Origin of the sequence: Bordetella genomosp. 5, assembly GCF_002261315.1 — a bacterium.
Taxonomy (GTDB): Bacteria; Pseudomonadota; Gammaproteobacteria; order Burkholderiales; family Burkholderiaceae_B; genus Bordetella.
The window spans coordinates 385,782-410,569 of sequence record NZ_NEVP01000001.1; the positions used below are offsets into that span (position 1 = coordinate 385,782).

The 24,788-nt window shown below is 66.4% G+C and carries 18 protein-coding genes; 10 read left to right on the forward strand and 8 right to left on the reverse strand.

Annotation, left to right across the window (positions count from 1 at the left end; all coding sequences use genetic code 11):
* Positions 1–8 precede the first annotated feature (8 nt).
* Both CAL25_RS01795 and CAL25_RS01800 read right to left on the reverse strand, forming a co-directional pair.
* A complete protein-coding gene (locus tag CAL25_RS01795) occupies positions 9–4,748 on the reverse strand; it encodes a glutamate synthase-related protein (protein ID WP_094798227.1) in 4,740 nt (1,579 codons plus the stop codon).
* A 345-nt stretch (positions 4,749–5,093) separates the two neighbouring features.
* Positions 5,094–5,921 carry a hypothetical protein gene (locus CAL25_RS01800; protein ID WP_249278908.1) on the reverse strand — a complete coding sequence of 276 codons (828 nt, stop codon included), beginning with the start codon at positions 5,919–5,921 and terminating at the stop codon, positions 5,094–5,096.
* 177 nt (positions 5,922–6,098) lie between these two features.
* On the opposite strand from CAL25_RS01800, the gene fghA reads away from it, so the two are divergent.
* The gene (gene fghA / locus CAL25_RS01805; protein ID WP_094798228.1) at positions 6,099–6,953 is read left to right on the forward strand and encodes an S-formylglutathione hydrolase; all 855 of its coding nucleotides are present in this window, start codon (positions 6,099–6,101) and stop codon (positions 6,951–6,953) included.
* Positions 6,954–7,038: 85 nt separating this feature from the next.
* Here the strand turns inward: fghA and CAL25_RS01810 are convergent, their stop codons facing one another.
* Both CAL25_RS01810 and CAL25_RS01815 read right to left on the reverse strand, forming a co-directional pair.
* Positions 7,039–7,647 carry an FMN-dependent NADH-azoreductase gene (locus tag CAL25_RS01810; RefSeq protein WP_094798229.1) on the reverse strand — a complete coding sequence of 203 codons (609 nt, stop codon included), beginning with the start codon at positions 7,645–7,647 and terminating at the stop codon, positions 7,039–7,041.
* Positions 7,648–7,661: 14 nt separating this feature from the next.
* Positions 7,662–8,096, reverse strand: coding sequence for a GNAT family N-acetyltransferase (locus tag CAL25_RS01815; protein WP_094798230.1), 435 nt, complete (start codon positions 8,094–8,096; stop codon positions 7,662–7,664).
* A gap of 156 nt (positions 8,097–8,252) precedes the next feature.
* Here CAL25_RS01815 and CAL25_RS01820 point away from each other — a divergent pair, with 156 nt between their 5' ends.
* Positions 8,253–9,761 carry a PLP-dependent aminotransferase family protein gene (locus tag CAL25_RS01820; RefSeq protein WP_094798231.1) on the forward strand — a complete coding sequence of 503 codons (1,509 nt, stop codon included), beginning with the start codon at positions 8,253–8,255 and terminating at the stop codon, positions 9,759–9,761.
* A gap of 86 nt (positions 9,762–9,847) precedes the next feature.
* Here the strand turns inward: CAL25_RS01820 and CAL25_RS01825 are convergent, their stop codons facing one another.
* On the reverse strand, positions 9,848–10,327 hold the full coding sequence (locus tag CAL25_RS01825; protein ID WP_094798232.1) for a carboxymuconolactone decarboxylase family protein: 480 nt from the start codon (positions 10,325–10,327) through the stop codon (positions 9,848–9,850).
* 249 nt (positions 10,328–10,576) lie between these two features.
* Here CAL25_RS01825 and CAL25_RS01830 point away from each other — a divergent pair, with 249 nt between their 5' ends.
* Positions 10,577–11,266, forward strand: coding sequence for a hypothetical protein (locus tag CAL25_RS01830; RefSeq protein WP_094798233.1), 690 nt, complete (start codon positions 10,577–10,579; stop codon positions 11,264–11,266).
* 234 nt (positions 11,267–11,500) lie between these two features.
* The gene (gene rpoH / locus CAL25_RS01835; RefSeq protein ID WP_094798234.1) at positions 11,501–12,385 is read left to right on the forward strand and encodes an RNA polymerase sigma factor RpoH; all 885 of its coding nucleotides are present in this window, start codon (positions 11,501–11,503) and stop codon (positions 12,383–12,385) included.
* A gap of 421 nt (positions 12,386–12,806) precedes the next feature.
* Here rpoH and CAL25_RS01840 read toward each other — a convergent pair whose 3' ends face one another.
* The gene (locus tag CAL25_RS01840) at positions 12,807–13,658 is read right to left on the reverse strand and encodes a phosphodiesterase (protein ID WP_249278909.1); all 852 of its coding nucleotides are present in this window, start codon (positions 13,656–13,658) and stop codon (positions 12,807–12,809) included.
* A 174-nt stretch (positions 13,659–13,832) separates the two neighbouring features.
* Between CAL25_RS01840 and CAL25_RS01845 the strand changes: the two genes are divergently transcribed.
* Positions 13,833–16,517, forward strand: coding sequence for a cation:proton antiporter (locus tag CAL25_RS01845; RefSeq protein WP_094798236.1), 2,685 nt, complete (start codon positions 13,833–13,835; stop codon positions 16,515–16,517).
* Between the two features lie 14 nt (positions 16,518–16,531).
* On the opposite strand, the gene CAL25_RS01850 is transcribed toward CAL25_RS01845, so the two are convergent.
* On the reverse strand, positions 16,532–17,560 hold the full coding sequence (locus CAL25_RS01850) for a substrate-binding domain-containing protein (RefSeq protein ID WP_094798237.1): 1,029 nt from the start codon (positions 17,558–17,560) through the stop codon (positions 16,532–16,534).
* A gap of 143 nt (positions 17,561–17,703) precedes the next feature.
* Between CAL25_RS01850 and CAL25_RS01855 the strand changes: the two genes are divergently transcribed.
* The 4 genes from CAL25_RS01855 to CAL25_RS01870 all read left to right on the forward strand — a co-directional run bounded on the left by CAL25_RS01855 (position 17,704) and on the right by CAL25_RS01870 (position 22,481).
* On the forward strand, positions 17,704–18,255 hold the full coding sequence (locus CAL25_RS01855) for a TRAP transporter small permease (RefSeq protein ID WP_249278910.1): 552 nt from the start codon (positions 17,704–17,706) through the stop codon (positions 18,253–18,255).
* Between the two features lie 31 nt (positions 18,256–18,286).
* Entirely contained in the window at positions 18,287–19,564 is a 1,278-nt protein-coding gene (locus CAL25_RS01860) for a TRAP transporter large permease (protein ID WP_094798238.1), read from the forward strand.
* A gap of 46 nt (positions 19,565–19,610) precedes the next feature.
* On the forward strand, positions 19,611–20,627 hold the full coding sequence (locus CAL25_RS01865; protein ID WP_094798239.1) for a TRAP transporter substrate-binding protein: 1,017 nt from the start codon (positions 19,611–19,613) through the stop codon (positions 20,625–20,627).
* A 66-nt stretch (positions 20,628–20,693) separates the two neighbouring features.
* Positions 20,694–22,481: an IlvD/Edd family dehydratase gene (locus tag CAL25_RS01870; protein WP_094798240.1), complete on the forward strand. Its 1,788-nt coding sequence runs from the start codon at positions 20,694–20,696 to the stop codon at positions 22,479–22,481.
* 6 nt (positions 22,482–22,487) lie between these two features.
* On the opposite strand, the gene CAL25_RS01875 is transcribed toward CAL25_RS01870, so the two are convergent.
* Entirely contained in the window at positions 22,488–23,318 is an 831-nt protein-coding gene (locus CAL25_RS01875) for an NUDIX hydrolase (RefSeq protein ID WP_094798241.1), read from the reverse strand.
* Positions 23,319–23,597: 279 nt separating this feature from the next.
* Here CAL25_RS01875 and coxB point away from each other — a divergent pair, with 279 nt between their 5' ends.
* Entirely contained in the window at positions 23,598–24,755 is a 1,158-nt protein-coding gene (gene coxB / locus CAL25_RS01880) for a cytochrome c oxidase subunit II (RefSeq protein ID WP_094798242.1), read from the forward strand.
* The last annotated feature ends 33 nt before the right edge of the window (positions 24,756–24,788 follow it).

A 24,788-nucleotide genomic window follows, 5' to 3' on the forward strand; every position in this document is an offset into this window, starting at 1 on the left:
GTCTTTCCTCACGCAGCCATCTGTTGCGGGTTGGCTGCACGCCACATTTCACCCAATGCGCGGCGGTATTCCGTCGGCATGACCTTCACGAACTTGCCGCGCGACGCTTCCCAGTCGCCCAGGATTTCGCGGGCGCGGAAGCTGCCGGTGTAGCGGAAGTGTTCTTCCACCAGACGGCGCAGGATCGCTTCGTCGGTATCGCGCTCGCCGCCGCGTTGCGCGCTGTGCCAGATCTCGATGTTGTTCTGCGACTGCTGCTCGGCGTGCGGCAGGATCGCTTCGAGTTCGACCATCGACAGGTTGCAGCGGTGCTTGAACGTGCGGTCCGGATCCCAGACGTAGGCCACGCCGCCGGACATGCCCGCGGCGAAGTTGCGGCCGGTGCTGCCGAGCACGACGACGGTGCCGCCGGTCATGTATTCGCAGCCGTGGTCGCCCGTGCCTTCCACCACCGTGGCGGCGCCCGAGTTGCGCACCGCGAAGCGTTCACCGGCCACGCCGTTGAAGAAGGCTTCACCGGAAAGCGCGCCGTAGAGCACGGTATTGCCGGCGATGATGTGATCGGGGCCGAAGCCGCGGAAGTCGTTGGGCGAGCGCACGATGATGCGGCCGCCCGACAGGCCCTTGCCGACGTAGTCGTTGCCTTCGCCCACGAGATCCATCGTGATGCCGTGTGCGAGGAAGGCGCCGAAGCTCTGGCCGGCGGTGCCGTTGCACTGGATGTGGATCGTGTCGTCGGGCAGACCGGCATGACCGTAGCGCGACGCCACGGCACCCGACAGCATCGCGCCGATGGTGCGGTTGCGGTTGCGCACCGGCGTGATGAACGAGACCTTCTCGCCGCGCTCGAGCGCGGGCTTGCTGCGCTCGATCAGCTGGTGATCCAGCGCGCCGGCGAGGCCGTGGTCCTGCTCTTCGGTGTGACGCACGGGCTCTTCGGAGACGGCGCGGTGGAACACGCGCTGGAAGTCCAGGCCTTGCGCCTTCCAGTGTTCGATGCCGTTGCGCATGTCGAGCAGATCGGTGCGGCCGATCAGGTCGTCGAACTTGCGCAGACCCAGCTGAGCCATGATCTCGCGCACTTCTTCAGCGATGAAGAAGAAGAAGTTCACGACGTGCTCGGGCTTGCCCTGGAATTTCTTGCGCAGTTCGGGATCTTGCGTGGCCACGCCCACCGGGCAGGTGTTGAGGTGGCACTTGCGCATCATGATGCAGCCTTCGACGACCAGCGGCGCGGTGGCGAAGCCGAATTCGTCCGCGCCCAGCAGCGCGCCGATGACGACGTCGCGGCCGGTCTTCATCTGGCCATCGGCCTGAACGCGGATGCGGTTGCGCAGGCGGTTGAGCACGAGGGTCTGCTGCGTTTCGGCCAGGCCCAGTTCCCAGGGCGTGCCGGCATGCTTGATCGAGGACACGGGCGATGCCCCGGTGCCGCCGTCATGGCCTGCGATCACGACGTGGTCGGCCTTGGCTTTCGCCACGCCGGCCGCGACCGTGCCCACGCCCAGTTCGGACACGAGCTTGACCGAGATCGACGACTTCGAGTTGACGTTTTTCAGGTCGTGGATGAGCTGAGCCAGGTCTTCGATCGAGTAGATGTCGTGGTGCGGCGGGGGCGAGATCAGGCCCACACCCGGCACCGAGTAGCGCAGCTTGGCGATGTACTCGGAGACCTTATGACCGGGCAGCTGGCCGCCTTCGCCGGGCTTGGCGCCCTGCGCCATCTTGATCTGGATCTGGTCGGCGCTGGCGAGGTATTCGGCGGTGACGCCGAAACGACCCGACGCGACCTGCTTGATGCGCGAGCGCAGCGAATCGCCCTTCTTGAGCGGCACATCGGCTTCGATGCGGTCGGCGCCGAGCACCGAGGCCAGCGTGTCGCCTTCTTTGATGCCGCTCTTGCCGGTGCGCATTTCGTTGCGGTAGCGCAGCTCGTCTTCGCCGCCTTCGCCGGTGTTCGACTTGCCGCCGATGCGGTTCATGGCCACGGCCAGCACCGAGTGCGCCTCGGTGGAGATCGAGCCCAGCGACATGGCGCCGGTGGCGAAGCGCTTGACAATCTCTTTGGCGGGCTCGACGTCGTCGAGCGGAATCGCACGGGCCGGATCGACGCGGAACTCGAACAGACCGCGCAGCGTCATGTGGCGCTTGCTCTGGTCGTTGATGATCTGCGCGTATTCCTTGTAGGTGCGGTAGTTGTTGGCGCGCGAAGCGTGTTGCAGCTTGGCGATGGAGTCCGGCGTCCACATGTGCTCTTCGCCGCGCACGCGGTAGGCGTATTCGCCACCGGCGTCGAGCGCGTTGGCCAGCACGGGATCGTTGCTGAAGGCGGCGCGGTGCAGGCGCAGCGCTTCTTCGGCGACCTGGAAGATGCCGATGCCTTCGATGTTGGAGGCGGTGCCGGTGAAGTACTTGTCGACCAGCTCGCGCTGCAGACCCACGGCTTCGAAGATCTGCGCGCCGCAGTACGACATGTAGGTCGAGATGCCCATTTTGGACATGACCTTGTTCAGGCCCTTGCCGCACGCCTTGATGTAGTTCTTCACGGCCTTGTCGGGATCGGCCATGCGGCCCAGCGACTCGAGCGCGAGATACGGGTGGATGGCTTCGGCGCCATAGCCGCCCAGCAGCGCGACGTGGTGCACTTCGCGCACCGAACCGGTTTCGACCACGAGACCGGCGTTGGTACGCAGACCGGCGCGGATCAGGTGCTGGTGCACGGCCGAGGTGGCCAGCAGCGCGGGGATGGCCACGCGCTCGCTGTCGACCAGGCGATCGGACACGATGAGGATGTTGTAGCCGCTTTGCACGGCATCGACGGCGCGGGCGCACAGCGCGGCCACGCGGGCTTCGATGCCCTCGGAGCCCCAGGCGGCCGGGTACGTGATGTCGAGCTCGTAGCTGCGGAATTTCTTGCCGGTGACCTGATCGATGTCACGGATCTGCGCCATGGCGGCGAAATCCAGCACCGGCTGCGAGACTTCGAGGCGCAGCGGCGGGTTGACGTTGTTGATGTCGAGCAGGTTGGGCTTCGGGCCGATGAACGACACCAGCGACATCACCAGCTGCTCGCGGATCGGATCGATCGGCGGATTGGTGACCTGGGCGAACAGTTGGCGGAAGTAGTTGTAGAAGGGCTTGGGGCGGTTCGACAGCACGGCCAGCGGCGCGTCGTTGCCCATGGAGCCGATCACTTCTTCGCCGGTGGTGGCCATCGGCTCGAGGATGAACTTGTAGTCTTCCTGGGTCCAGCCGAACGCCTGCTGCCGGTCGAGCAGCGAGACCGAGGTCTGCGTGGCCGGCGAGCCGTTCTTCGGCGCGGGCAGCGACTCGAGCTTGATCTGCAGCCGCTCGATCCACTGACGGTACGGACGGCTGTTGGCGAGCTGCAGCTTGATCTCGGCGTCGTCGATGATGCGGCCTTGTTCGAGGTCGATCAGGAACATCTTGCCGGGCTGCAGGCGCCACTTCTTGACCACGCGGTTCTCGGGGATCGACAGCGTGCCGGCCTCGGAGGCCAGGATCACCATGTCGTCATCGGTGACGAGGTAGCGCGCGGGACGCAGGCCGTTGCGGTCGAGGGTGGCGCCGATCTGGCGGCCGTCGGTGAAGGCCACGGCGGCCGGACCGTCCCAGGGCTCCATCATCGCGGCGTGGTATTCGTAGAACGCGCGGCGGCTCTCGTCCATCTGCGTGTGCTGTTCCCAGGCTTCCGGGATCATCATCATCATCGCGTGGGCGAGCGAGTAGCCGGAGTTCACCAGCAGCTCGAGGCAGTTGTCGAACGTGGCGGTGTCGGACTGGCCTTCGTAGACGATCGGGTAGAGCTTCTTGAGATCGTCGCCCAGCACGGCCGACTGCATCATGCCTTCGCGGGCGCGCAGCCAGTTGAAGTTGCCCTTGACCGTGTTGATTTCGCCGTTGTGCGCAATCATGCGGTACGGGTGAGCCAGCGGCCAGGCCGGGAACGTGTTGGTCGAGAAGCGCTGGTGCACCAGGGCCACGGCCGACACGGTGCGCGGATCGGCCAGGTCGCGGTAGTAGGCGCCGACCTGATCGGCCAGCAGCAGGCCCTTGTACACCACGGTACGGACCGAGGCCGACGGCACGAAGTATTCCTTGCCGTGCGCCAGACGCATGTTCTGGATGGCGTGGCTGGCGGTCTTGCGGATCACGTAGAGCTTGCGTTCCAGCGCGTCGGGCACCATGACGTCGGCGCCGCGGCCGATGAACAGCTGGCGGATCACGGGCTCGCAGTCACGCACGGCGGGCGACATCGGCATGTCGCGGTCGACCGGCACATCGCGCCAGCCCAGCACGATCTGGCCTTCGGCGCGCACGGAGCGCTCGAGTTCCTGTTCACAGGCCAGGCGCGAGGCGGTTTCCTTGGGCAGGAACACCATGGCGACGCCGTATTCGCCCGGAGGCGGCAGCGCCACGCCTTGCTGCGCCATCTCGTCGCGGTAGAGCGTGTCGGGGATCTGGATCAGGATGCCGGCGCCGTCGCCCATGAGCTTGTCCGCACCGACCGCGCCGCGGTGGTCCAGGTTCTCGAGGATCTTCAGGCCCTGCAGGATGATGGAGTGGCTTTTGCGGCCCTTGATATGGGCGACGAAACCCACGCCACAGGCGTCGTGTTCGTTGGCGGGGTCGTAGAGACCCTGCGCGGCAGGCAGTCCGATGCGACGGGCATCGATGGGGGCCGCCGCGACGGTGCGACAGGATTGGTCTTTCGAAGTATTGGACATAACGCGCTCCGCAGTGGCCTGCGTCGTGAATGTTGCAGTGCAGGGTGCGACATTACTGCGGTGCGAGTTGACGCGCAACAGAATTTTTGGGGGTGTGTCCCTTTTAAATCAAATGAGAAGAATTCTTGAATAATAATAGGGACACTTTAAACAGAGATATAAATCAAGCACTTAAAAAAGACGCCTTCATGACGTTTTTCGGTTTTGCACGAACATTGTGCAAAAATGCCGTTATGCGTCCCCGTTTGATGGAGCATTTTTAGCCCGCGAAAATTGTAAAAAGCAACAGTACCAAAGCAAAGACCCGGCGCGAGGCCGGGTCTGCAAGCACAACGGGGCGGTAGCTCAGCGGGACGCGCCGCCGCTGCCGTGAGGGCCGGCGCCACCATCGGTGGGCGCCACGGGCGGCTCGGTGCCGGGGCGATCGAGACCGCGCGCGGCGGCGGGCTCGGGGGACATATCAGGCTGCTCGTGGCCGGTGGCCGGCTTTTTGCGCGGGCGGCCACGCTGGCCTGGCGCGACACGGCGGCTGGCGGTATGGGCCAGGCTCGCGATGAATTCAGTGCCACCCAGGGCCCATTGGCCCGACACCGCCTGTTCGATGCGCTGCGACTGATCCCGCGAAAGGCCGTCTTGAAGCCGCTTGCGGTAATTGGCCTGGCGATCGAACGGGGTGTTGCCGCAGGCCCAGTAATCGGCGTGATCGGACTGCCATTGCGTGGGCGGGACCGAGGTGTTGCCGGTGTGACTGGCGGCCGAGGACCACGGCCAGGAATCGGGATCGACCGACGCGCCGCTGCGCACCGGGTAGGTTTCGAGCCAGACCAGCGCCGGCAGGACCCACACGCCCGGCTCGAGCAGGGCCGAGCGGTAGCGGCCCGCGAAGACGCGCCCGCCGCGCAGCCGCGCCGCGAGATTGCGGCCCAGCGTTTGCATCAGCCGGGGCAGACCTTCTTCGTCGGCCGGGGTGGCGAGCAGCAGAATGCGGTCGTTGGCGAGTACCCACCCATGAACCGCGACCTTGTGGCGCTGTGCCGACTCGCCGAGCCAGCCTGCCAGTTGGTTCAGGATGTCGCCGGGCGCTGGCTGCGATGGCGCGGCCAGCGACTGTACGAAATTGGCCTGCACCAGTTGGGGCAGCCCAGGGGCATACAAGCGGGGCAGTCGGGCCATAGTCGGGACTTGCGGGTAGCAAGCTCAGTAGATTGCACACACACTATAAATAGTGCCGGCGTGGTCGGCGGTCAAGCCCGGTTGACCCGAATCGGGGGTCGAATGAGTAACCGTCATCGCAGGTTAACATCGGGAACCGTTTTTCAGTACCCCGCAGATACACCTAGGAGTAATGCCATGACCGCCGCGACCGAACGACTTTCGCACCACCGTGCCTTTGGCGGCTGGCAGGGCTATTACCGGCACGATTCGGCCGAAATCGGACTGCCCATGCGCTTCTCCGTATTCGTGCCGCCGCAGGCCGAGCACGGCCCCGTGCCGGTGCTGTTTTTCCTGGCCGGCCTGACCTGCACCGAAGAGACCTTCATGATCAAGGCGGGCGCGCAGCGCCTCGCGGCCGAGCTCGGCCTGATGCTCGTGACGCCGGATACGAGTCCGCGCGGCGCCGGTGTGCCCGGCGAAGATCAGGACTGGGACTTCGGCACCGGTGCCGGCTTCTATCTCGATGCCACGCAAGCACCCTGGTCGACGCACTACCGCATGGAAAGCTATGTGGCGCGTGAGTTGTTCGACCTGATCGGCCGGGAGTTTCCCGCCGATCTGAGCCGTGCCGGTCTGTTCGGTCACTCGATGGGCGGACACGGCGCGCTGGTGCTGGCGCAGCGTCATCCGGGCCGTTGGCGCAGCGTGTCGGCCTTTGCGCCGATCGCCGCACCCACGCGCTGCCCGTGGGGCCACAAGGCGTTTGCCGGCTATCTGGGTGAAGACCGCGCCGCGTGGGCCGAGCACGACGCCAGCGAACTCATGCGCAAGCAAAGCGCGGCGCCCTATCCGCAAGGCATCCTGATCGATCAGGGGCTGGCCGACAATTTCCTGGCCGAGCAGCTCAATCCCGATGTGTTCGAGGAAGCCTGCCGCGCCGCGGGCCAGCCGCTCACGCTGCGCCGCCACGAGGGCTATGACCACGGCTATTACTTCATCTCGACCTTCATGGGCGACCATCTGGCGTTCCACGCCGAACGACTGAAGTAAGACGCGGCCCACACGCGACGAAAAGACGGCGCGTCCCGATGCGGGGCGCGCCGTCTTGCTTTGTGCCGTGCTTAAACCCTGCGGTTCAGGCGCACGCGAAGTGCGCGCGCACCTGGTCGTGACCATGCATGCGCGCCGCGGCGAGCGGCTCGGGTCCGCGCGCCGTGCCTTCGACACTGAACAGATGCACGTCGTGCAGGCCCATCGTGGCCAGCGCATGGCGCAGATACGGCGTGAGAAAGTCCGGCTGGCGCGCGAGCGGGCCGGAAAAGAGACCGCCCGACGATATGGCGATATAGACAGGCCGATCGCGCAGCGCGCCGACCTTGCCATGCGGCTCGATCGTAAAGGTATGGCGCACGCGCAGCACATGATCGATCCAGGCCTTGAGCGCGGAAGGCACCGTGAAGTTGTGCATCGGCGTGGCGATCACGAGGACGTCCGCCGCGCGCAGCGCCGCGATCAATTGATCCGACACGGCGAGCGCGCCGGTCGGCGTGTCCGGATCGTTGAGCGATGCCAGCGCCCGCGCATAGCCGCCATCCACATGCAGCAGGCTGTTGGTGTCGAAGTCGGTGATCGACAACGGCGTGCCGGCGTGGCGGCGCGTGAGGTGCTCGAGAATCTGATCGGAGAGCGAGCGGCTTTCGGAGTCGGCACCGCGGGCGCTGCACAGGAGTCGAAGAATATTCATGGTGGCGGAGTTCGTTAGAGGTCTTGGCCGAAGCGGATGGCGCTGGTGAGCAGGCCCTGACGGAAGTAAAAACGTTGTGCGAGGCTGTTGGCCAGGCCGGTGTCGAGCACCAGCCGGGCGCAGGCGTATTCGCGGGCGATGCGGGCGACCTCGGTGAGCAGCGTGGCGCCCCACCCCGCGCCCCGTTGCGGCGCGCTCACGACGAGATCGTCGACGTAGACGAAGGGCCCGTAGATCATGTTTTCCTGGAAACGGTAACCCGCCAGCGCGACCGGCGTGTCATCTTCCCAGGCGGCGAGGAGATGCCAGTCCTGCGCCTGCTGGCGGCGGCAGCGCGTCACGAAATCGTCGGGACGGTCGAGGTGAGGACGCAGTTCGCGCATCAGGCCGAAGCAGGCCTGCAGTTCCGCGTCGGTGGTGGCGTGCAGCAAGCGGGGTGAGGTGGACATGGTGCGTAAGAAAAGAGTGAGTCGGCCAGCCGTATCGCAGGGCTCGGGCATGTCGTCATCCTACGGAGGGCATGACATAATCCGAAGTGCCATATTCGGTGTTTTTGACTGGGACATGTTTTGCCGTTCGCCCGGTCTTTTTGCGGATCCGCTGCCGTGACGATCGATTCCTTCCCCACCGACCCCGCGACCACCGCCGGGGATCCGCCGATCTACCGCCAGATTTATTGGCAGGTCCGCAATGGCATCGAGTCGGGCACGCTCAAGCCCGGCGACCGGGTGCCGTCGGTTCGCGCCCTGGCCAAGGAACTCGGCATCGCGCGTGGCACGGTCGAGACCGCCTATGCCGTGCTCAATGGCGAAGGCTGGATTCAATCGCGCGGACAGGCCGGCACCGTGGTGACGCCCGGGTTGGCGACGCGGCGGCAGGCCGGGCGGCGGCCGGCCGGGCCGCGTGAGGCCGGGCCTGCGCCGGGATGCCCCGCGCCGGGATGCCCCGCGCCCACCGGCAGCGACGCGGCGCTGGAATCCGATCTGCCCATGTGGCCGCGGCCCAAGACGCCCATGCCGCTGCAGATGGGCCTGCCCGCGCTCGATGCCGTGCCGCGCAAACTGTGGGCCCGGCTCGGGGCGCGGTGTCTGCGCGGCATGCGCCTCCACGATCTGTCGTATCCCGCCACGGCCGGTCTGGACGCCTTGCGCGAGACCACGGCGGCCTATCTGCAAGTGTCACGCGGCCTGCATTGCACGCCGTCGCAGGTGTTCATCACCTCGGGCTATCACCAGAGCATGCAGGTGGCGACGAGTGCGGTCCTGAGCCCGCAGGATGCCGTGTGGGTCGAGGATCCGGGTTATCCGCCCACCCGCGCGTTGCTCGCGCAATTCGGCATGGACTGGCGCGCGGTGCCGGTGGATGAGCAAGGGCTCGACGTGGCCGCCGGCCAGGTCCTCGCGCCGCAAGCGCGCGCGGCCGTGGTGACGCCTGCGCATCAAAGCCCGCTATCCCTCACCTTGTCGCCCGCGCGCCGGCAGGCGCTGCTGGCCTGGGCGGCCGAGGGCGAACGCTGGATCGTCGAAGACGATTACGACGGCGAGTATCGCTACGTGAGCCGGCCCCTGCCCGCGCTCGCCAGCCGCGATACGGCCGGCAGAGTGCTGTACGCGGGCACGTTCTCGAAGGTGTTGTTCCCTGGCCTGCGGCTTTCGTACCTCGTCGTGCCGCCCGCGCTGGTGCCGCGCGTGGAACGCGTGCATGCGCTGCTGGGCGCCGGCGCGCCGTGGCTGACGCAGGCCACGCTGGCGCTGTTCATGAGCGAGGGGCACTTCGCGCGACACATTCAACGCATGCGTCGGCTATATACACAGCGCCGCAGCGACATGGCCGCGGCGCTGGACGCCGCGCTCGGCCCGGGGCTGGGCCTGCGGGTGGAGCCGCAGCCTGGCGGCATGCACATGGTGCTGCGCCTGCCGGCGGGCTACGACGACCGCGCGCTGGCTCTGCGACTGCGCGAGGCCGGGCTGTATGCGCAGCCCTTATCGAGCTGGTCGAGCCTGCCCGGCGCGCCGTTGGGCCTCTTGATGAGCTTTACCAACGTCGCTGATCGCGAGCAGGCCGATGCCCTGGCGGCGCGCATGCGGCTGCTGCTCCGCCCCGAGGTGGTGTAGGGGTGCGGGCGGCCGGCCAGGTGCCGCCGGCGAGGTGCAACCGGCGAGGTGCAACCGGCGAGGTGCGGCCGGCCAGGTGCGGCCGGTCAGACCAGCCCCGCCTTGTCCAGGCCATACTCGGCATCGAGCGAGCCCGGCACCGGCAGGAACGCCACGCTCAGACGGTTCCAGCCATTGATCGCCACGACCAGAAAGCTCAGCGCGCTCAGTTCTTCTTCGGAGAAGTGTTCGCGGGCGGCCGTGAAGTCCGCGTCTGACACACCATGGGCGGGCAGCTTCGTCAGCACTTCGGTCCAGGCCAGCGCTGCGCGTTCGCGCGGCGAGAACAGAGTCGACTCGCGCCAGATCGCGACATGGTGCAGGCGCAGTTCGCGTTCGCCATGAAGCTTGCCTTCTTTCACGTGCATGTCCACGCAGAACGCGCAGCCGTTGATCTGGGACGCGCGCAAGGTTACGAGCACGCCGAGCTCGCGTGCGATCGGGTTCTTGTTCAGCGTCATCTGAAACGCGGTGTATTGCTTGGCGAGATCGGGCGCGAGCTTGTAGTAGTTCAAACGTTGCGACATGACGGGGTTCCTGGTTGGGTGTCGGAGGTCCGGCGGCGATGCGCCGGGCATGGAAGTCATGATGCGGGAATGTGTCCTACCCAAACAGCGCCAAGAATGGCAATTGCAGCTGGGACAGAAGGCGCGCCCTCGCGCGCGTGCAGCCGGGTGGCACACATCCGGTTTCAGCTGGAACACAGGACTTGCGGTCGCGGCGCGGAGGCGCTTCTATACTGCGGCTGACCGTCGAGCCTGGAAGGAGCCTCGTCTTTGATGGATGCGTTTGCCCCGTTTGTTTGGATCGCCCTCGGGGCGGTCGTGGTGTTGCTGATCGGATTGCCGCTGTTGCTCGGGCGCGGCGGGCCGCGCGACGAAATGGGCCGCCGGGTATTTCGTCTGCGCCCGGTGCGCCGCCTGTTCGGTCTGGTGCTGATCGCGCTGGGCTGCGTCTCCGGTCTGTTGGCCTTGTCCCTGGTGCAGTTTTTCCGGCTCACCGACGACGTTCCGGTGGCGACCGTTCAGGTGCGCAAGCTCGCCGAGGGCCAGTACGACGTCGTCGCGCAGTCGCCCGGCCTGACCGGCAAGACCTACACGCTCTTCGGCGATCAATGGCAGATCGATGCCAAAGTGGTGCGCTGGCGCCTGCCGGCCCTGCTGGCCGGCGCGCCGCCGCTCTACCGTCTCGAGCGTCTGTCCGGCCGCTACGAAGATGCCCCCCGCGAGCAGACCGCGACGCGCTCGGTGCACGTGCTGGACGACTGGCCCGCGCCCGACATCGGCGCGGTCAAGCGTCTGATTCCGAACTGGCTGCCGTTCGTGGACGTGCAGTTCGGCAGCGCCGCCTACATGCCGCTGCTCGATGGCGCGCGCTACGAGGTGATGTTCGACCCGCGCGGTGCGCTGTTCATTCGCCCGTCCGACGACGCCACCCGGCAGGCCCTGAAGCAGGCCGGTTGGTAACGCACCCAGGGCGCCCCGGGCGCGCCGCGGAGCGGGTGCCTCGGGTCGGATACATTCCAGGGTCGACTGCCCTCTGGAAATCATATGGGGACGCATCTATACCTAGGTATATCCGCGCCTCCAGGGCGACGCCGGCGGGAACTCCGCTGCGTTGCGGCAGTCGAATTAGCACTCTCGTTATGGGAGTGCTAACATGAACCTATGTCTGTTCCCCGTACCCTGGAGGTCGCCAACATGATGCAAGCCAGTTCGTCTGCCCTTTCCGGCAATGCGTTGGCCTTGGCTGTGGCCAACCCCGGTGCGCTGGGCACCATCGACGCCTATATTTCGACGGTCAACCGTCTGCCGGTGCTGAGCGCCGAGCAGGAATCCGCGTTGGCCCGCCGTCTGCGCGACACCGACGATCTCGAAGCCGCGCGGGAATTGGTGCTTTCGCACCTGCGCCTGGTGGTTTCCGTGGCGCGCCAATACCTGGGCTATGGTCTGCCGCACGCGGACCTGATCCAGGAAGGCAACGTCGGCCTGATGAAGGCCGTGAAGCGTTTCGATCCCGAGCGCGGTGTGCGCCTGGTGTCGTTCGCCGTCCATTGGATCAAAGCCGAGATTCACGAATACGTGATCCGCAACTGGCGCATGGTCAAGGTCGCCACGACCAAGGCCCAGCGCAAGCTGTTCTTCAATCTGCGCAGCATGCGCCCGGATGGCCACACGCTCGATCCCGAGCAGGTTGACCACATCGCGGAGCAGCTCAACGTGCGCCGCGAAGACGTCAGCGAGATGGAAGTGCGCCTGTCGGGCCGCGATATGTCGCTCGAAAACCAGGACGACGACGATGACGCCTACGCGCCCATCGCCTATCTGTCCGACGAAGGCCGCGACGAGCCCACGCGCGTCATGGCGCGCAAGGCGCACGACAACCTGCAGGGCGAAGGCCTTGCCGGCGCGCTCGAGGCGCTCGATCCGCGTTCGCGTCGCATCGTCGAGGCGCGCTGGCTGCAGGACGACGGCGGTTCCACGCTGCATGAGCTGGCGCAGGAATTCGGCGTGTCGGCAGAGCGTATTCGCCAGATCGAGGCCGCCGCGCTCAAGAAGATGCGTGGCTCGCTGGTCCCGGCCTGACACACCGCTGCTAGTGCCCATAAAACGCGCCGCTCATGCGGCGCGTTTTGCTTTGGCGTCCGGGCCGCGGCGCGGTGTCATGAATTAATACAACTTTGTGCGGACCGGAGCCCGAATTCGCGAAACTTCGCGCCACCGCGCCTGACTAACTTACGTAGGCCGCAACTTTGGTGCATTCCAGGTCGCTGTCTTGACGTCCGTCTCGGCTTCTCCTCTTTCCCCTCCCCTATGAGACGGACGCTTACGGGGCACCTCCGCATATCGGTGCCCCGTTTTTTATTCTCACGCGTTGCGCCGCGCGCAACGTGTCCACCGCGACGCGGGGCCTTCGGGCCCCGCGCGTCGTTTGGGCCCTCGCAATAAGGGTGGTTCGGGATCTGTGGGGTAGCGGCCCGGAAAGGCCGCGCCCGCTTGCGCGCAATCAGGCAGCGCGGGCGTCGGTCTCGGGCTGGCGCACGGTCTGCCAGGCGGCTGCGTCGAGGCGCCGCACGCCGGTGGCGAAGGAGCCGTCGCCGTACAGCTTGATCCAGCGGTAGCCGGCGGGCTGAGGATCGATCGCGTGACGGCCGTCGCGGATCGTGAACTGGAAGCAGGTGGACGGCGTGGCGAGCAGGCGCAGGTTGTGGCGCCGGCAGTCGAACTCCTGGTGCACATGCCCCCACATCACCACCCGCACGTGCGGCGAGCGCTCCACCAGGCGGAACAGATCCAGCGGATTGTCGACCATCATCGGGTCATGCCAGTTGGCATCGACCTGGGCCAGGTTGTGATGCAGCGCGATCAGCACATGGCGGCCGGTGGCCTCTGCGTCGTCGACGGCCTGGCTCACGCGCGCGAGCTGCGCGGCGTCGAGATGGCCGCCGTCCGAGCCCGGCACGGTCGAATCGAGCGTCACGATGCGCCAGTTGGCAATGTCGGTGATCGGCGCGCTCCAGTCCGGAAGGGCCTGCCGCAGGACGTCGGGGGCATCGTGATTGCCGGGCAGGCAGCGCACCGGCCAACCCGTGGCCGAGAGGTGCCCGCGCAGGCGTTCGTACGACGCGAGGCTGCCGTCCTGCGACAGGTCGCCAGTGGCCAGCAGCAGGTCGGGGGCGTCTCCGTCGGCGGCGATCTGCGCCAGCACGGCGCGCAGGCTGGCGTCGGTGTTCACGCCCAGCATCAGGGCATCGGGATCGTCGAACAGGTGCGCATCGGTGAGCTGGACGAGCAGCACCGGCGCGTCGGCGGCGCGCGGCGAGCGCAAAGGGAGCTCGGTACTCGGCAGGACGGACAAGGGTTGCTCCTCGATTTGGGGGTGCTGACGCCACGGTAGCGAACAATGATGGCACATGGTGTGCCGCGAGCGCAGCCATGCGTAACGAAACGTGCGACGCTTTCAGGCGGATGGCGGGGAAAAGACGCTATTCTCTTTGCCTCTTTGTTGCCCGCGCATGCGTTTCGCAGTCCCATGGATATTGGTCTGATCGTCTTTGGCCTTGCCGGCCTGCTCACGCTGGTCTGCTTCATGCCGCCCCTGGCCGGCCGCCTGAAGCTGCCCTACTCCGTGCTGCTGGCCATCGTGGGCTGCCTGATCGGCATCGCCATCCACCTGCATGGCTGGGCGCCGCCGGTGCTCGGAGACCTGCTCGACACCATCGAGCGTTTCGAGATTTCTTCCGAAACCTTCCTGATGGTGTTCCTGCCCGTGCTGCTGTTCGAGACGGCGCTGTCCATGAACGTGCGCCGGCTGATGAACGACGTGGGCCCCATCCTCATGATGGCCATCGTCGCCGTCGTCGTGTGCACGGCGGTGGTCGGGTTCACGGTGAACGCGGTGTCGGATTACGGTCTGATCGTGTGTCTGCTGTTGGGCGCCATCGTGGCGACGACCGACCCGGCGGCGGTTATCGGCATCTTTCGCGACGTGGGGGCGCCCAAGCGCCTGACCACGCTGGTCGAGGGCGAGAGCCTGTTCAACGACGCCGCCTCGATCGCGCTGTATTCGGTGCTGCTGGCCGCGCTCGCGGGCAGTGGCGAGTTGTCGTTCTCGGCCGTGTTCAACGATTTCGTCGTGCACTTCATCGGTGGCGGCATTGCCGGCTGGCTGATGGGCCGGCTGGCGTGCTCGCTCTTCATGTGGCTGCGGGGCTTTCCGGCCGCGGAAATCACGCTGACCCTGACCCTGGCCTACCTCTCCTTCTTCATCTCCGAGCACTATCTCAACGTGTCGGGCGTGGTCGCGACGGTGGTGGCCGGGCTGGTGGTGGGATCCACCGGCCGCACGCGCATGTCGCCCACGACGTTCGAATACCTGGCCAGTTCGTGGGGGCAGTTCGGCTTCTGGGCCAACTCGCTGATCTTCGTGTTCGCGGCCATGCTGATCCCCAAGCTCATGGCGGCGGCCGACTGGCAGGAGCTGCTGCTGGTGGTCGTCGTGTTCTTCGCCACGCTGTTCGCGCGTGCGCTGGTGGTGTTCGGCCTGCTGCCGATCCTGCGCGTCTTCAAGATCGGCGCGGAGGTGAGCAACCCCTACAAGACCGTGATGCTGTGGGGCGGCCTGCGCGGCGCCGTGTCGCTCGCGCTGGCGCTCGCCGTCACCGAGCAGGCGTCGGTGCCCGAAGAGGCGCGCCAGTTCATCGCGGTGGCCACCACGGGCTTCGTGCTCGCCACGCTCTTCATCAATGGCATCACGCTGCGGCCGCTGATCCGTGTGCTGGGCCTCAACGAACTCTCGCCGGTCGAGCGCACGATCCGCAACCAGGCGCTTGCCGTGGCGCTCGAAAGCCTGCAGGGCAAGACCGACGAGATCGCCGCCGAAGACCGCGTCAGCACCGAGGCGCGCGATCGTATCCACGCCGTGTTCGACGCCAGCATGGCGAGCGTGCACGACAGTCAGGTGGGCCGCATGAGCGTCGAGCAGCGCACCGCGGTGGGCCTGGCGATCGTGGCGCGGCGCGAAGAAGAAGTGTTCTTCGACATTCTCAAGGCGCAGATCGTCGATTGGCGCATGGCCGAAGCCTTGCTGGCGCGTGCCGAACGCCTCGAAGACGCGATCCGCCAGGGCGGCATCGAAGGGTTCGAGCGCGGCATCGTGGCCGACGTGCGCTATTCGCGCGCGTTCCGGCTCGCCCTGCGCGTGCACTACATGTTCGGATTCCAGGGCTGGCTGGCGCGCGAGCTGTCGCAGCGGTTTGCCAACCTGCAGACCAAGCGTTCGGTGGCGCAGCGCCTCATGCAATTCGCGCGCGAGCAGATCGGCCCGCTGCTGGGCGATGACGCGGCCGCGCGCATCGTGGCGGCGCACCAGCGCCGCCTGGATCTGATCGACAGCTCGCTGCAGGCGCTCAATCTCCAGTATCCGTCGTACGCCCTCTGGTTGCAGGAGAGCTATCTCGGCCGCGTGGCGCGCGAACTCGAGCGCAATCGCTACCGCGACATGCTCGACCAGTCGCTGATCAGCGGGGAGGTCTATGCCGATCTGCTCGAGCAGCTCAAGGGCCGCTGGGCGCACATCGACCGCCATCCGCCGCTGGACATCGAGCTGGGCGCGGCCGAGCTCATCAAGCGCGTGCCGCTTTTTGAAGGCCTGAGCGCGGAGTCGTTGCGCGCCATCTGCAAACTGCTCAAGCCTCGCCTGGCGCTGCCCGAGCAGCCGGTGCTCGGCTACGGGCGTCAGGGCGAGGAGATGTGTTTCGTCGCGTCGGGCGCGGTGACGGTGCACCTGCCCGACAACACCACCATCGAGCTGGGCAGTGGCGAATTCTTCGGGGAGCTGGCCCTGCTGGGCAAAGAAGCGCTGACGCCCAACGTGACCTCGCTGGGCTACAGCAAACTCCTGATGCTGTCGTCGCGCGATTTTCATGCGCTCCTGGCACACGACGCCGACCTGCGCGAGCGCATCGAGGTCGTGGCGCGTCAGCGTCTGCGGGCCATCGAGGTCTGGAAGCAGTTTTCGGAAACCGGCGAGGTCTATCCCCCGCGCAACGGCCCCGCTTCGCCGCTGCCGCCGGCGCCCGGCGCCGGAACGCCGGCCGCCGGAACGCCGGCCGCGGGCACGCCCGGCACCTCGACGCCCGGCACCTCGACGTCCGGCACCTCCACGCCAGGCAACTCGACCCCCGGCGCCGTCCCGACCACCGACATGGGCATCTGAGCGCGGGCCACCGCTCAGGTGGTCTGGCGTCGCACGAGCGTGAAGCCGAGGTCGATGTGCGGGGCGTCGATCGGCTCGCCCGCCAGATGACGGGTGAGCAGCGTGGCGGCGGTATCGCCGATGTCGAAGCGCGGCGTGGCAATCGTCGACAGCGGCGGCGTGGTCCAGGCGCTGCCCGCCAGATCATGGAACCCCACCAGCCCGAGCTTGCCCGGCACCGCGACGCCCAGCCTTGCGCTCTGGAATACCGCGCCCTGCGCCAGGTCGTCGTTGCAGAAGAAGATCGCATCGCAGTCGGGATGATGCGTGAGCTGCTGCGCGAGCAGGTCGGCGCCCAGCGCGATCGATGACTTCTGCGGCGTCATGATCTCGAGCGCGGGATCGTAAAGATCCGCGTCGCGCAGGGCCTGCCGCCCGCCCTCGCAGCGCCGCAGCGACCGCGGATCCAGCTGCGCGCCGATGATGCCGATGCGGCGATAGCCGCGCTCGATCAGGTGGCGCGTGGCCGCATGGCCCGACTCGTACTGCGAGAAGCCCACGCTCATGCCCGGTTCGCCGGCGGGTAGCGTCTCGATCGTGTGGACGGCCGGAATGCCGCGGCTTTGCAGCAGGTCCCAGACCCCGGGGTTGTGGTCGATGCCCGTCAGGATGATGCCGTCGGGCGCGTGGCGCAGATAGGTGCGTAGCAGCGCCTCTTCGGCGTCCTGCGAGTAGCCGGTCACGCCCACCAGCAGGTGGTAGCCGTTGGCGTCGAGGTGCTCTTTGATGCCGGCCACGATATCGACGAACACGACGTTCGAGAGCGACGGAATCAAGGCGACGATGATGCGCGAGCGCGCCGAGGCCAGCGCGCTGGCCGCGTGGTGCACGACATAGCCCATCTCATTGCACAGCGCCTCGATGCGCTCGCGCAGGGCCGGCGCCACCTTGTCGGGGTCGCGCAGGGCACGGGAAACGGTGATGGCGGACACGCCCGCGCGGCGGGCCACGTCCTGCATCGTGACGCGGCCACTGTGGGCGCCTCGGGATTTGCGTAACGACATGGAAGTGGGGAAGACGGGCAAACCGCGAGTCTGCAACAAATTCGCGGCACGGGCACGTCTTAGGGCCTTTACTAGGTTTACAAGCCAAAAATGTTAGCGCTAACATTGGCACAAGCTTAAAAAAAGATCAATCGGAGACACTCATGCGGCCTGATCAGCCTCCATCCCGCGCGGGCTCCCTGCGCGAGGGCCTCGCGCGTGCCGCGCACTGGAGTTTCACCCTGCAGACCTGGCTGATGGTGGCCTGTCTGATCGTCATGATGGTGCTGCTCTTCGGCAACGTGACGCTGCGCTACGTCTTCAACTCCGGCATCAACGTCTCCGACGAGCTGTCTCGCCTGGCGTTCGTGTGGCTGATCTTCCTGGGCGCGGTGCTGGCGCTGCGTGAGCGCGCCCATCTGGGCGTGAACATGCTAGTCAAGCGTTTCGGACCGATGGCCCGTCGCGTCACGCATCTGTTCTGTCAGGGGCTGGTGCTGTGGGCGCTGTGGCTGATGATCGATGGCGGCTGGCAGCAGACCGTGATCGGCATGAGCACCGACCTGCCGGTCACCGGCCTGCCCATCGCGGTGTTCAACGCCGCCGTGCTCTACGCCGCCGTGTTCATGATGGTGCTCACCATCCTGGACGTCCTGAGCGTGCTGGCGGGCGGCCCCGTGCCCGTCGATGCCGAGCAGGACGATCCGCTGGCCTGAGCCGGCTTCGCGCAACCCCGCCGCCTACACCATGACACTCACAATCTTTTTGGTAGTCATGCTCGGACTCATCGTCCTGGGCATGCCGATCGCCTTCGCCCTGCTGCTATCGGCGATGGCGCTGATGATTCAGCTGAATTTCTTCGACGCGCAGATCCTGGCGCAGAACATGCTCAGCGGCGCCAACAGCTTCACGCTGATGGCCGTTCCGCTCTTCATGCTGGCCGGCGAGATCATGAACGCGGGCGGCATTTCGCGCCGCATCGTGAACCTGGCCACGATGTTCGTGGGTCATATTCGCGGCGGGCTGGGGTATGTCGCGATCTTCGCCAGCGTGCTGCTCGCGTCGCTGTCGGGCTCGGCCGTGGCGGATGCCGCGGCGCTGAGTGCGCTGTTGATCCCGATGCTGCGTCGCAAGGGCTACAGCGCCGCGCAGTCGTCGGGCCTCATCGCGGCAGGCGGCATCATCGCACCCATCATTCCGCCGTCGATCGCCTTCATCATCTTCGGCGTGGCGACCAACGTCTCGATCACGAAGCTGTTTTTCGCGGGGATCGCGCCCGGGATCATGATGGGGCTGACCCTCATGGCCGTGTGGGCCTGGACGGCGCGCAGCGGGCCGTCGGATGCCGAGCCGCGCCAACCCTGGAGCGCGCGTCTGAGCGCCCTGCGCGAATCGTTCTGGGCGCTGATGCTGCCCGTCATCATCATCGGTGGCCTGCGGGGCGGCATCTTCACCCCGACGGAAGCCGCGGTGGTGGCAGCGGTGTATGCCATGGTGATCAGCCTGTTCGTGTATCGCGAGATCAAGGTGCGCGATCTGTACCCGCTCTTCGTGAGCGCGGCGCGCACGACGGCGGTCGTGATGTTCCTGGTGGCCGCGGCCATGGTTTCGTCGTACATGATCACGCTGGCCGACGTGCCGCAGGATCTGATCGCGCTGCTCGATCCGGTGATGGATTCGCCCAAGCTGCTGATGTTCGCGCTGCTCATCCTGCTCACGCTGGTGGGTACCGTGATGGACCTGACGCCCACGATCCTGATCCTGGGCCCCGTGCTGATGCCGGTGGTCATCAAGGCCGGTATCGATCCCGTGTACTTCGGCGTGATCTTCGTGATGGTGGGCAGCGTGGGCCTGCTCACGCCGCCCGTGGGCACGGTGCTCAACGTGGTGTGCGGCGTTGCGCGCATCAATATGGAAACGATATGCCGCGGGGTGTGGCGCTACGTGGTGGCGTACACCCTGTTGCTGGTGTTGCTGGTGCTCTTCCCGGAACTCATCACGGTTCCGGCGCGCTGGCTGCACTGAGGCTGCACATAACGACACCACGCATCATCATCCCGAGGAGACAGACATGTTCAAGCACTTCAAGGCCGGCGTGATCGCCGTGGCCGCACTCACCGCCTGCACCATGGTCGGATCGGCCTGGGCGCAGGACATCAAGCCGCGCCTGATCCGGTTCGGCTATGGCCTGAACGACGACAGCGTACAGGGCCGCGCGGCCCGCCATCTGGCCCAGGAGCTCGAGAAGCTGTCCGGCGGCAAGATGAAAATGAAGACCTTCGGCTCGGCCAGCCTGGGACCCGACGAGCAGATGCAGAGCGCGCTCGTGGGCGGCGCGCAGGAAATGATGGTGGGCTCGACCGCGCCGCTGGCCGGCATGGTCAAGGACTTCGGCATCTTCGATCTGCCGTTCCTGTTCGAAAGCGAGAAAGAGGCCGATGCCGTGCTCGACGGCCCGCTCGGCACGCGCCTGCTCGGCAAGCTCGAAGAGAAAGGCCTGGTGGGTCTGGTCTACTGGGAAAACGGCTTCCGCAACATGACCAACTCCAAGCGCCCGATCGTGCGCGCCGAGGACATGCAGGGCATCAAGCTGCGCGTGATGCAGAACCAGATCGCGCTGGGCGTGTTCAATCAGCTGGGTGCCAACGCGGTGCCGATGCCGTTCTCGGAGCTTTTCACCGCGCTCGAAACGCGCACGGTCGATGGCCAGGAAAACCCGGTCACGACGATCCAGAGCAGCAAGTTCTACGAGGTGCAGCCGTACCTCACGCTCACGCGCCACGTCTACACGCCCTGGGTCGTGCTGGCCTCCAAGAAATGGTGGGACACGCTCAATCCCGCGGAGCAAAAGCTGATCCGTCAGGCGGCCGCCAACTCGCGTGACTTCGAACGCAAGGACAGCCGCGCCGATTCCACCAAGGCCATGGGTGTGCTCGAGAAGTCGGGCATGAAGATCAACACCCCCAGCCCCGAAGAAGTGGCGCGCATGCGCGAGAAGGTTCAGCCCGTGGTCGACAAATACACCCAGGAACTCGGCCCCGAGCTCGTGCGCGAACTCAACGAAGAAATCAAGAAGGCCCGCGGCTGATCGCCGCACCGGGCGGGCGCGCCGCTTGCTGCGCCCGCCTGTTCACCTGCCGTACCGGAACGCATCATGTCAGACACGCCTACCCCCAAGCGCCTGCGCAGCCAGAAATGGTTCGACGATCCTTCGCACGCCGACATGACGGCGATCTATGTGGAGCGATTGCTCAATTACGGTCTTACCCGGGCCGAACTGCAATCCGGCCGGCCCATCATCGGCATCGCCCAGACGGGCAGCGACCTGGCGCCGTGTAATCGGCACCACCTGGAGCTGGCGCGCCGGGTGCGCGAAGGCATTCGGGATGCCGGCGGCATTCCGATGGAATTCCCCGTGCATCCGCTGGCCGAGCAGGGTCGCCGCCCTACGGCGGCACTGGATCGCAACCTGGCCTATCTCGGCCTGGTCGAGATCCTGCATGGCTATCCGCTCGATGGCGTGGTGCTGACGACCGGCTGCGACAAGACCACGCCCGCCTGCCTGATGGCGGCCGCGACGGTCGATCTGCCCGCCATCGTGCTGTCCGGCGGACCCATGCTCGACGGCTGGCACGAGGGCCAGCGGGTGGGCTCGGGCACCGTGATCTGGCATGCGCGCAACCTGATGGCGGCGGGCAAGCTCGACTACGACGGCTTCATGGAGCTGGCAACGGCCTCGTCGCCGTCGGTGGGCCACTGCAACACCATGGGGACCGCGCTCTCGATGAACTCGCTGGCGGAGGCGCTGGGCATGTCGTTGCCCACCTGCGCCAGCATTCCCGCGCCCTACCGCGAGCGCGCGCAGATGGCGTATGCCACCGGCAAGCGCGCGTGCGAGCTGGTGCGCCAGGACATCCGCCCCTCGCACATCATGACGCGCGAGGCATTCGAGAACGCCATCGTGGTGGCCTCGGCGCTGGGCGCGTCGAGCAACTGCCCGCCCCATCTGATCGCCATCGCGCGCCACATGGGCATCGACCTCGGTCTGGACGATTGGCAACGGCTGGGCGAAGACGTGCCGCTGCTGGTGAATTGCATTCCGGCGGGCGAGTACCTGGGCGAAGGCTTTCACCGCGCGGGCGGCGTGCCCGCGGTGTTGCACGAGCTGCATCGCGCGGGGCGCCTGCACGGCGCGGCCCGCACGGTCGGCGACAAGACCATCGGCGAGATCGCGGAGGCGTCGCCCACGCACGATGCCAAGGTCATCAAGCCGGTCAGCGCGCCGCTGAAAGACCGCGCCGGCTTCATCGTGCTCTCGGGCAACTTCTTCGACAGCGCGGTGATGAAGATGTCGGTGGTGGGCGAAGATTTCCGCCGGGCGTATCTGTCCACGCCGGGCGACGAGAATGCCTTCGAAGCGCGCGCGATCGTGTTCGACGGCCCGGAGGACTATCACGCACGCATCGAGGACCCCGCCCTCGATATCGACGAAAACTGCATCCTGGTGATCCGCGGCGCCGGCACCGTCGGCTATCCCGGCAGCGCCGAGGTCGTGAACATGGCGCCGCCGGGGCACCTGATCAAGCGCGGCATCGATTCGCTGCCCTGCATGGGCGATGGCCGCCAGAGCGGCACGTCGGCCAGTCCGTCCATCCTGAATATGTCGCCGGAGGCCGCGGTGGGCGGCGGGCTGGCCCTGCTGCGCACGGGCGACCGGATCCGGGTCGACCTCAACCAGCGCAGCGTGACCGTGCAGCTCGATGCCGAGGAGCTCGCGCGCCGCCGCGAACACATGCATATCGACATTCCGCCCGCTCAGACGCCCTGGCAGGAGCTCTACCGGCAGAACGTCGGGCAGCTTTCGACGGGCGGCTGCCTGGAGCCCGCCACGCTGTATCTCAAGGTGATCGAGACGCGCGGCGACCCGCGCCACTCGCACTGACGGGCGTCAGGCCAGTCCGTGCGCGCGGCGGTGCAGAATGTCTTCGACGATCACGAGCGCGGCTTCGAGCGTGATCTCGCTGCTTTCGATGAGCTGCACCGCGCGCGCCTCGGACACGGCCGCGATCTCCATCACCTCGCCGTCGCGGTTGGCGGGTTCGGTGCCGGCGTCGAGCACGCAGCTGCTCGTGAGCAGGTCTTCGACCTGATAGCCCTCGGGCAGGCGGCGGTGCATGCGCAGCACCGTGCGCAGCGGCCCGCGCCGCGTGAGCTGATGCGGATCCAGTCCGGCTTCTTCGCCGCACTCGCGCACCAGCGCGGTTTCGAGCGGTTCTCCGCTTCCGACCAATCCGCCGACCAGCGTGTCCCACATGCCCGGGTCGGTGGATTTGCTGAGCGACCGGCGCGCGATCCAGAGCCGGCCGTCCGGCGTCCAGGCATTCAGATGCACGGCGCGTGTGACCAGCCCGAGCGGGCGCATGGCGGCGCGTTCGATCACGCCCAGATGATGTTCGCCGGCGGTGACGTCGAGCAGCTCGTCGCGCCAGCCGCGCAGGCAGCGGGCTTCGCGCAACACCTGAGCCACCTGGGCCAGCACGGCGTTGAGTTCGGGACCGGCGCGCAGGCCGGGGCCGATGCGCAGCGCATCGGCATCGAGCTGGGCCAGGCCGGTGGGCCGCAATGCATCGCAGGCGGCGAGCGTGGCCCAACCGCAGCAGTGGCCATCGATATAGAGCGGGCGGGCCAGCTCCGGCGGTTGTTGCTGGGCGAGGTCCTGCAGACGGGTATACAGTGCCTGCAGACGTGCCAGGGTGACGGGTTGGTTGGCTTCGGACATGGTGCGGATTTTAGTGCAGTGCCGCACGGCACTGCGGCAAAAAAACACAATATGCAGGGGAGATAATGAGACTTAGACGTCAATCATCATAAAGACCATTAGGATTTGTCTCCGTTATAATTCCGCGGTTTACGTTGTGAAATCTTGTGTGGGAGCGACAGGGTCGTCTTTCCCCTGTTTCGTGACTACCGTCTAATAATTGCGCGTTCCCCTGCCTTCCGGCGGCCCGTACGGCGTGCGCTGGGTATTGGGCCATCCGCGCCATGTTTCGAGGTAAGCATGAAGAAGTGGAGAGGGTTGCTGGGAGCTTGTGCATTACTGATGGGCAGCGCAGCGGTCGCTCAGGTGAAGGACATGCCTGGGGGGCCGCGGGTCAATCAACTCAATTTGCATGAAGGCGTCACGCAGATCGCGCGCGATGTCGTCTGGCTGCATTGGATGATGCTCACGATCTGTATCGTGATCTTCATCGGTGTGTTCGGGGTGATGTTCTACTCCATCTGGGCACACAGAAAGTCGCGCGGGGCCAAGCCCGCCACGTTCCACGAACATCTCGGCGTCGAAGTCGCCTGGACCGTGGTGCCGTTTCTCATCGTCATCGCCATGGCCCTGCCCGCCACCAAGACCGTGGTGGCCATGAAAGACACGTCCAGTCCCGATCTCACCATCAAGGTGACGGGCTACCAATGGAAGTGGGGCTACGAATACCTCGACGGCGATGCCGCCGGGCTCAAGTTCCTGTCCAATCTCTCCACCCCGCGCGCGCAGATCGAAAATCGCGAGCCCAAGGGCGAGTTCTACCTGATGGAAGTCGACAATCCCCTCGTGGTGCCGGTCGACAAGAAGGTGCGCATCGTCCTGACGGCCGGCGACGTGATCCACTCCTGGATGGTGCCCGACCTGGGCGTCAAGCAGGACGCGATCCCGGGCTTCCTGCGCGACACCTGGTTCAACGCACAAAAGGTCGGCATGTACCGCGGCCAATGCGCCGAGCTCTGTGGCAAGGATCACGCGTTCATGCCCATCGTGGTCGACGTGCGCAGCCAGGAAGACTTCGACAAATGGGCGGGCGAGCAGAAGAAGCTGATGTCCGCTCAGGCCGACGATCCCAACAAGGAATGGACCGGTCCCGAGCTGATCGCGCGTGGTGAGAAAGTCTTCGCGGGCAACTGCGTGGCCTGTCACCAGGCCAACGGCAAAGGCCTGCCGGGAACCTTCCCGCCGCTCGACGGCGACAAGGTCGTGCTCGGGCCCAAGGCCGAGCAGATCAACGTGGTGCTCAAGGGCAAGCCCGGGACGGCCATGGCCGCGTTCGGCGGGCAGCTCAATGATGTCGAGATCGCCGCTGTCATCACCTACACCCGCAATGCCTGGAGCAATGAGGGCAAGGGTCAGGACCCCATCGTCCAGCCCAAGGATGTCGCGGCCGCGCGCTAGGCGCGCGCTGTTCCAGAAGCTGTTTCCGTACCA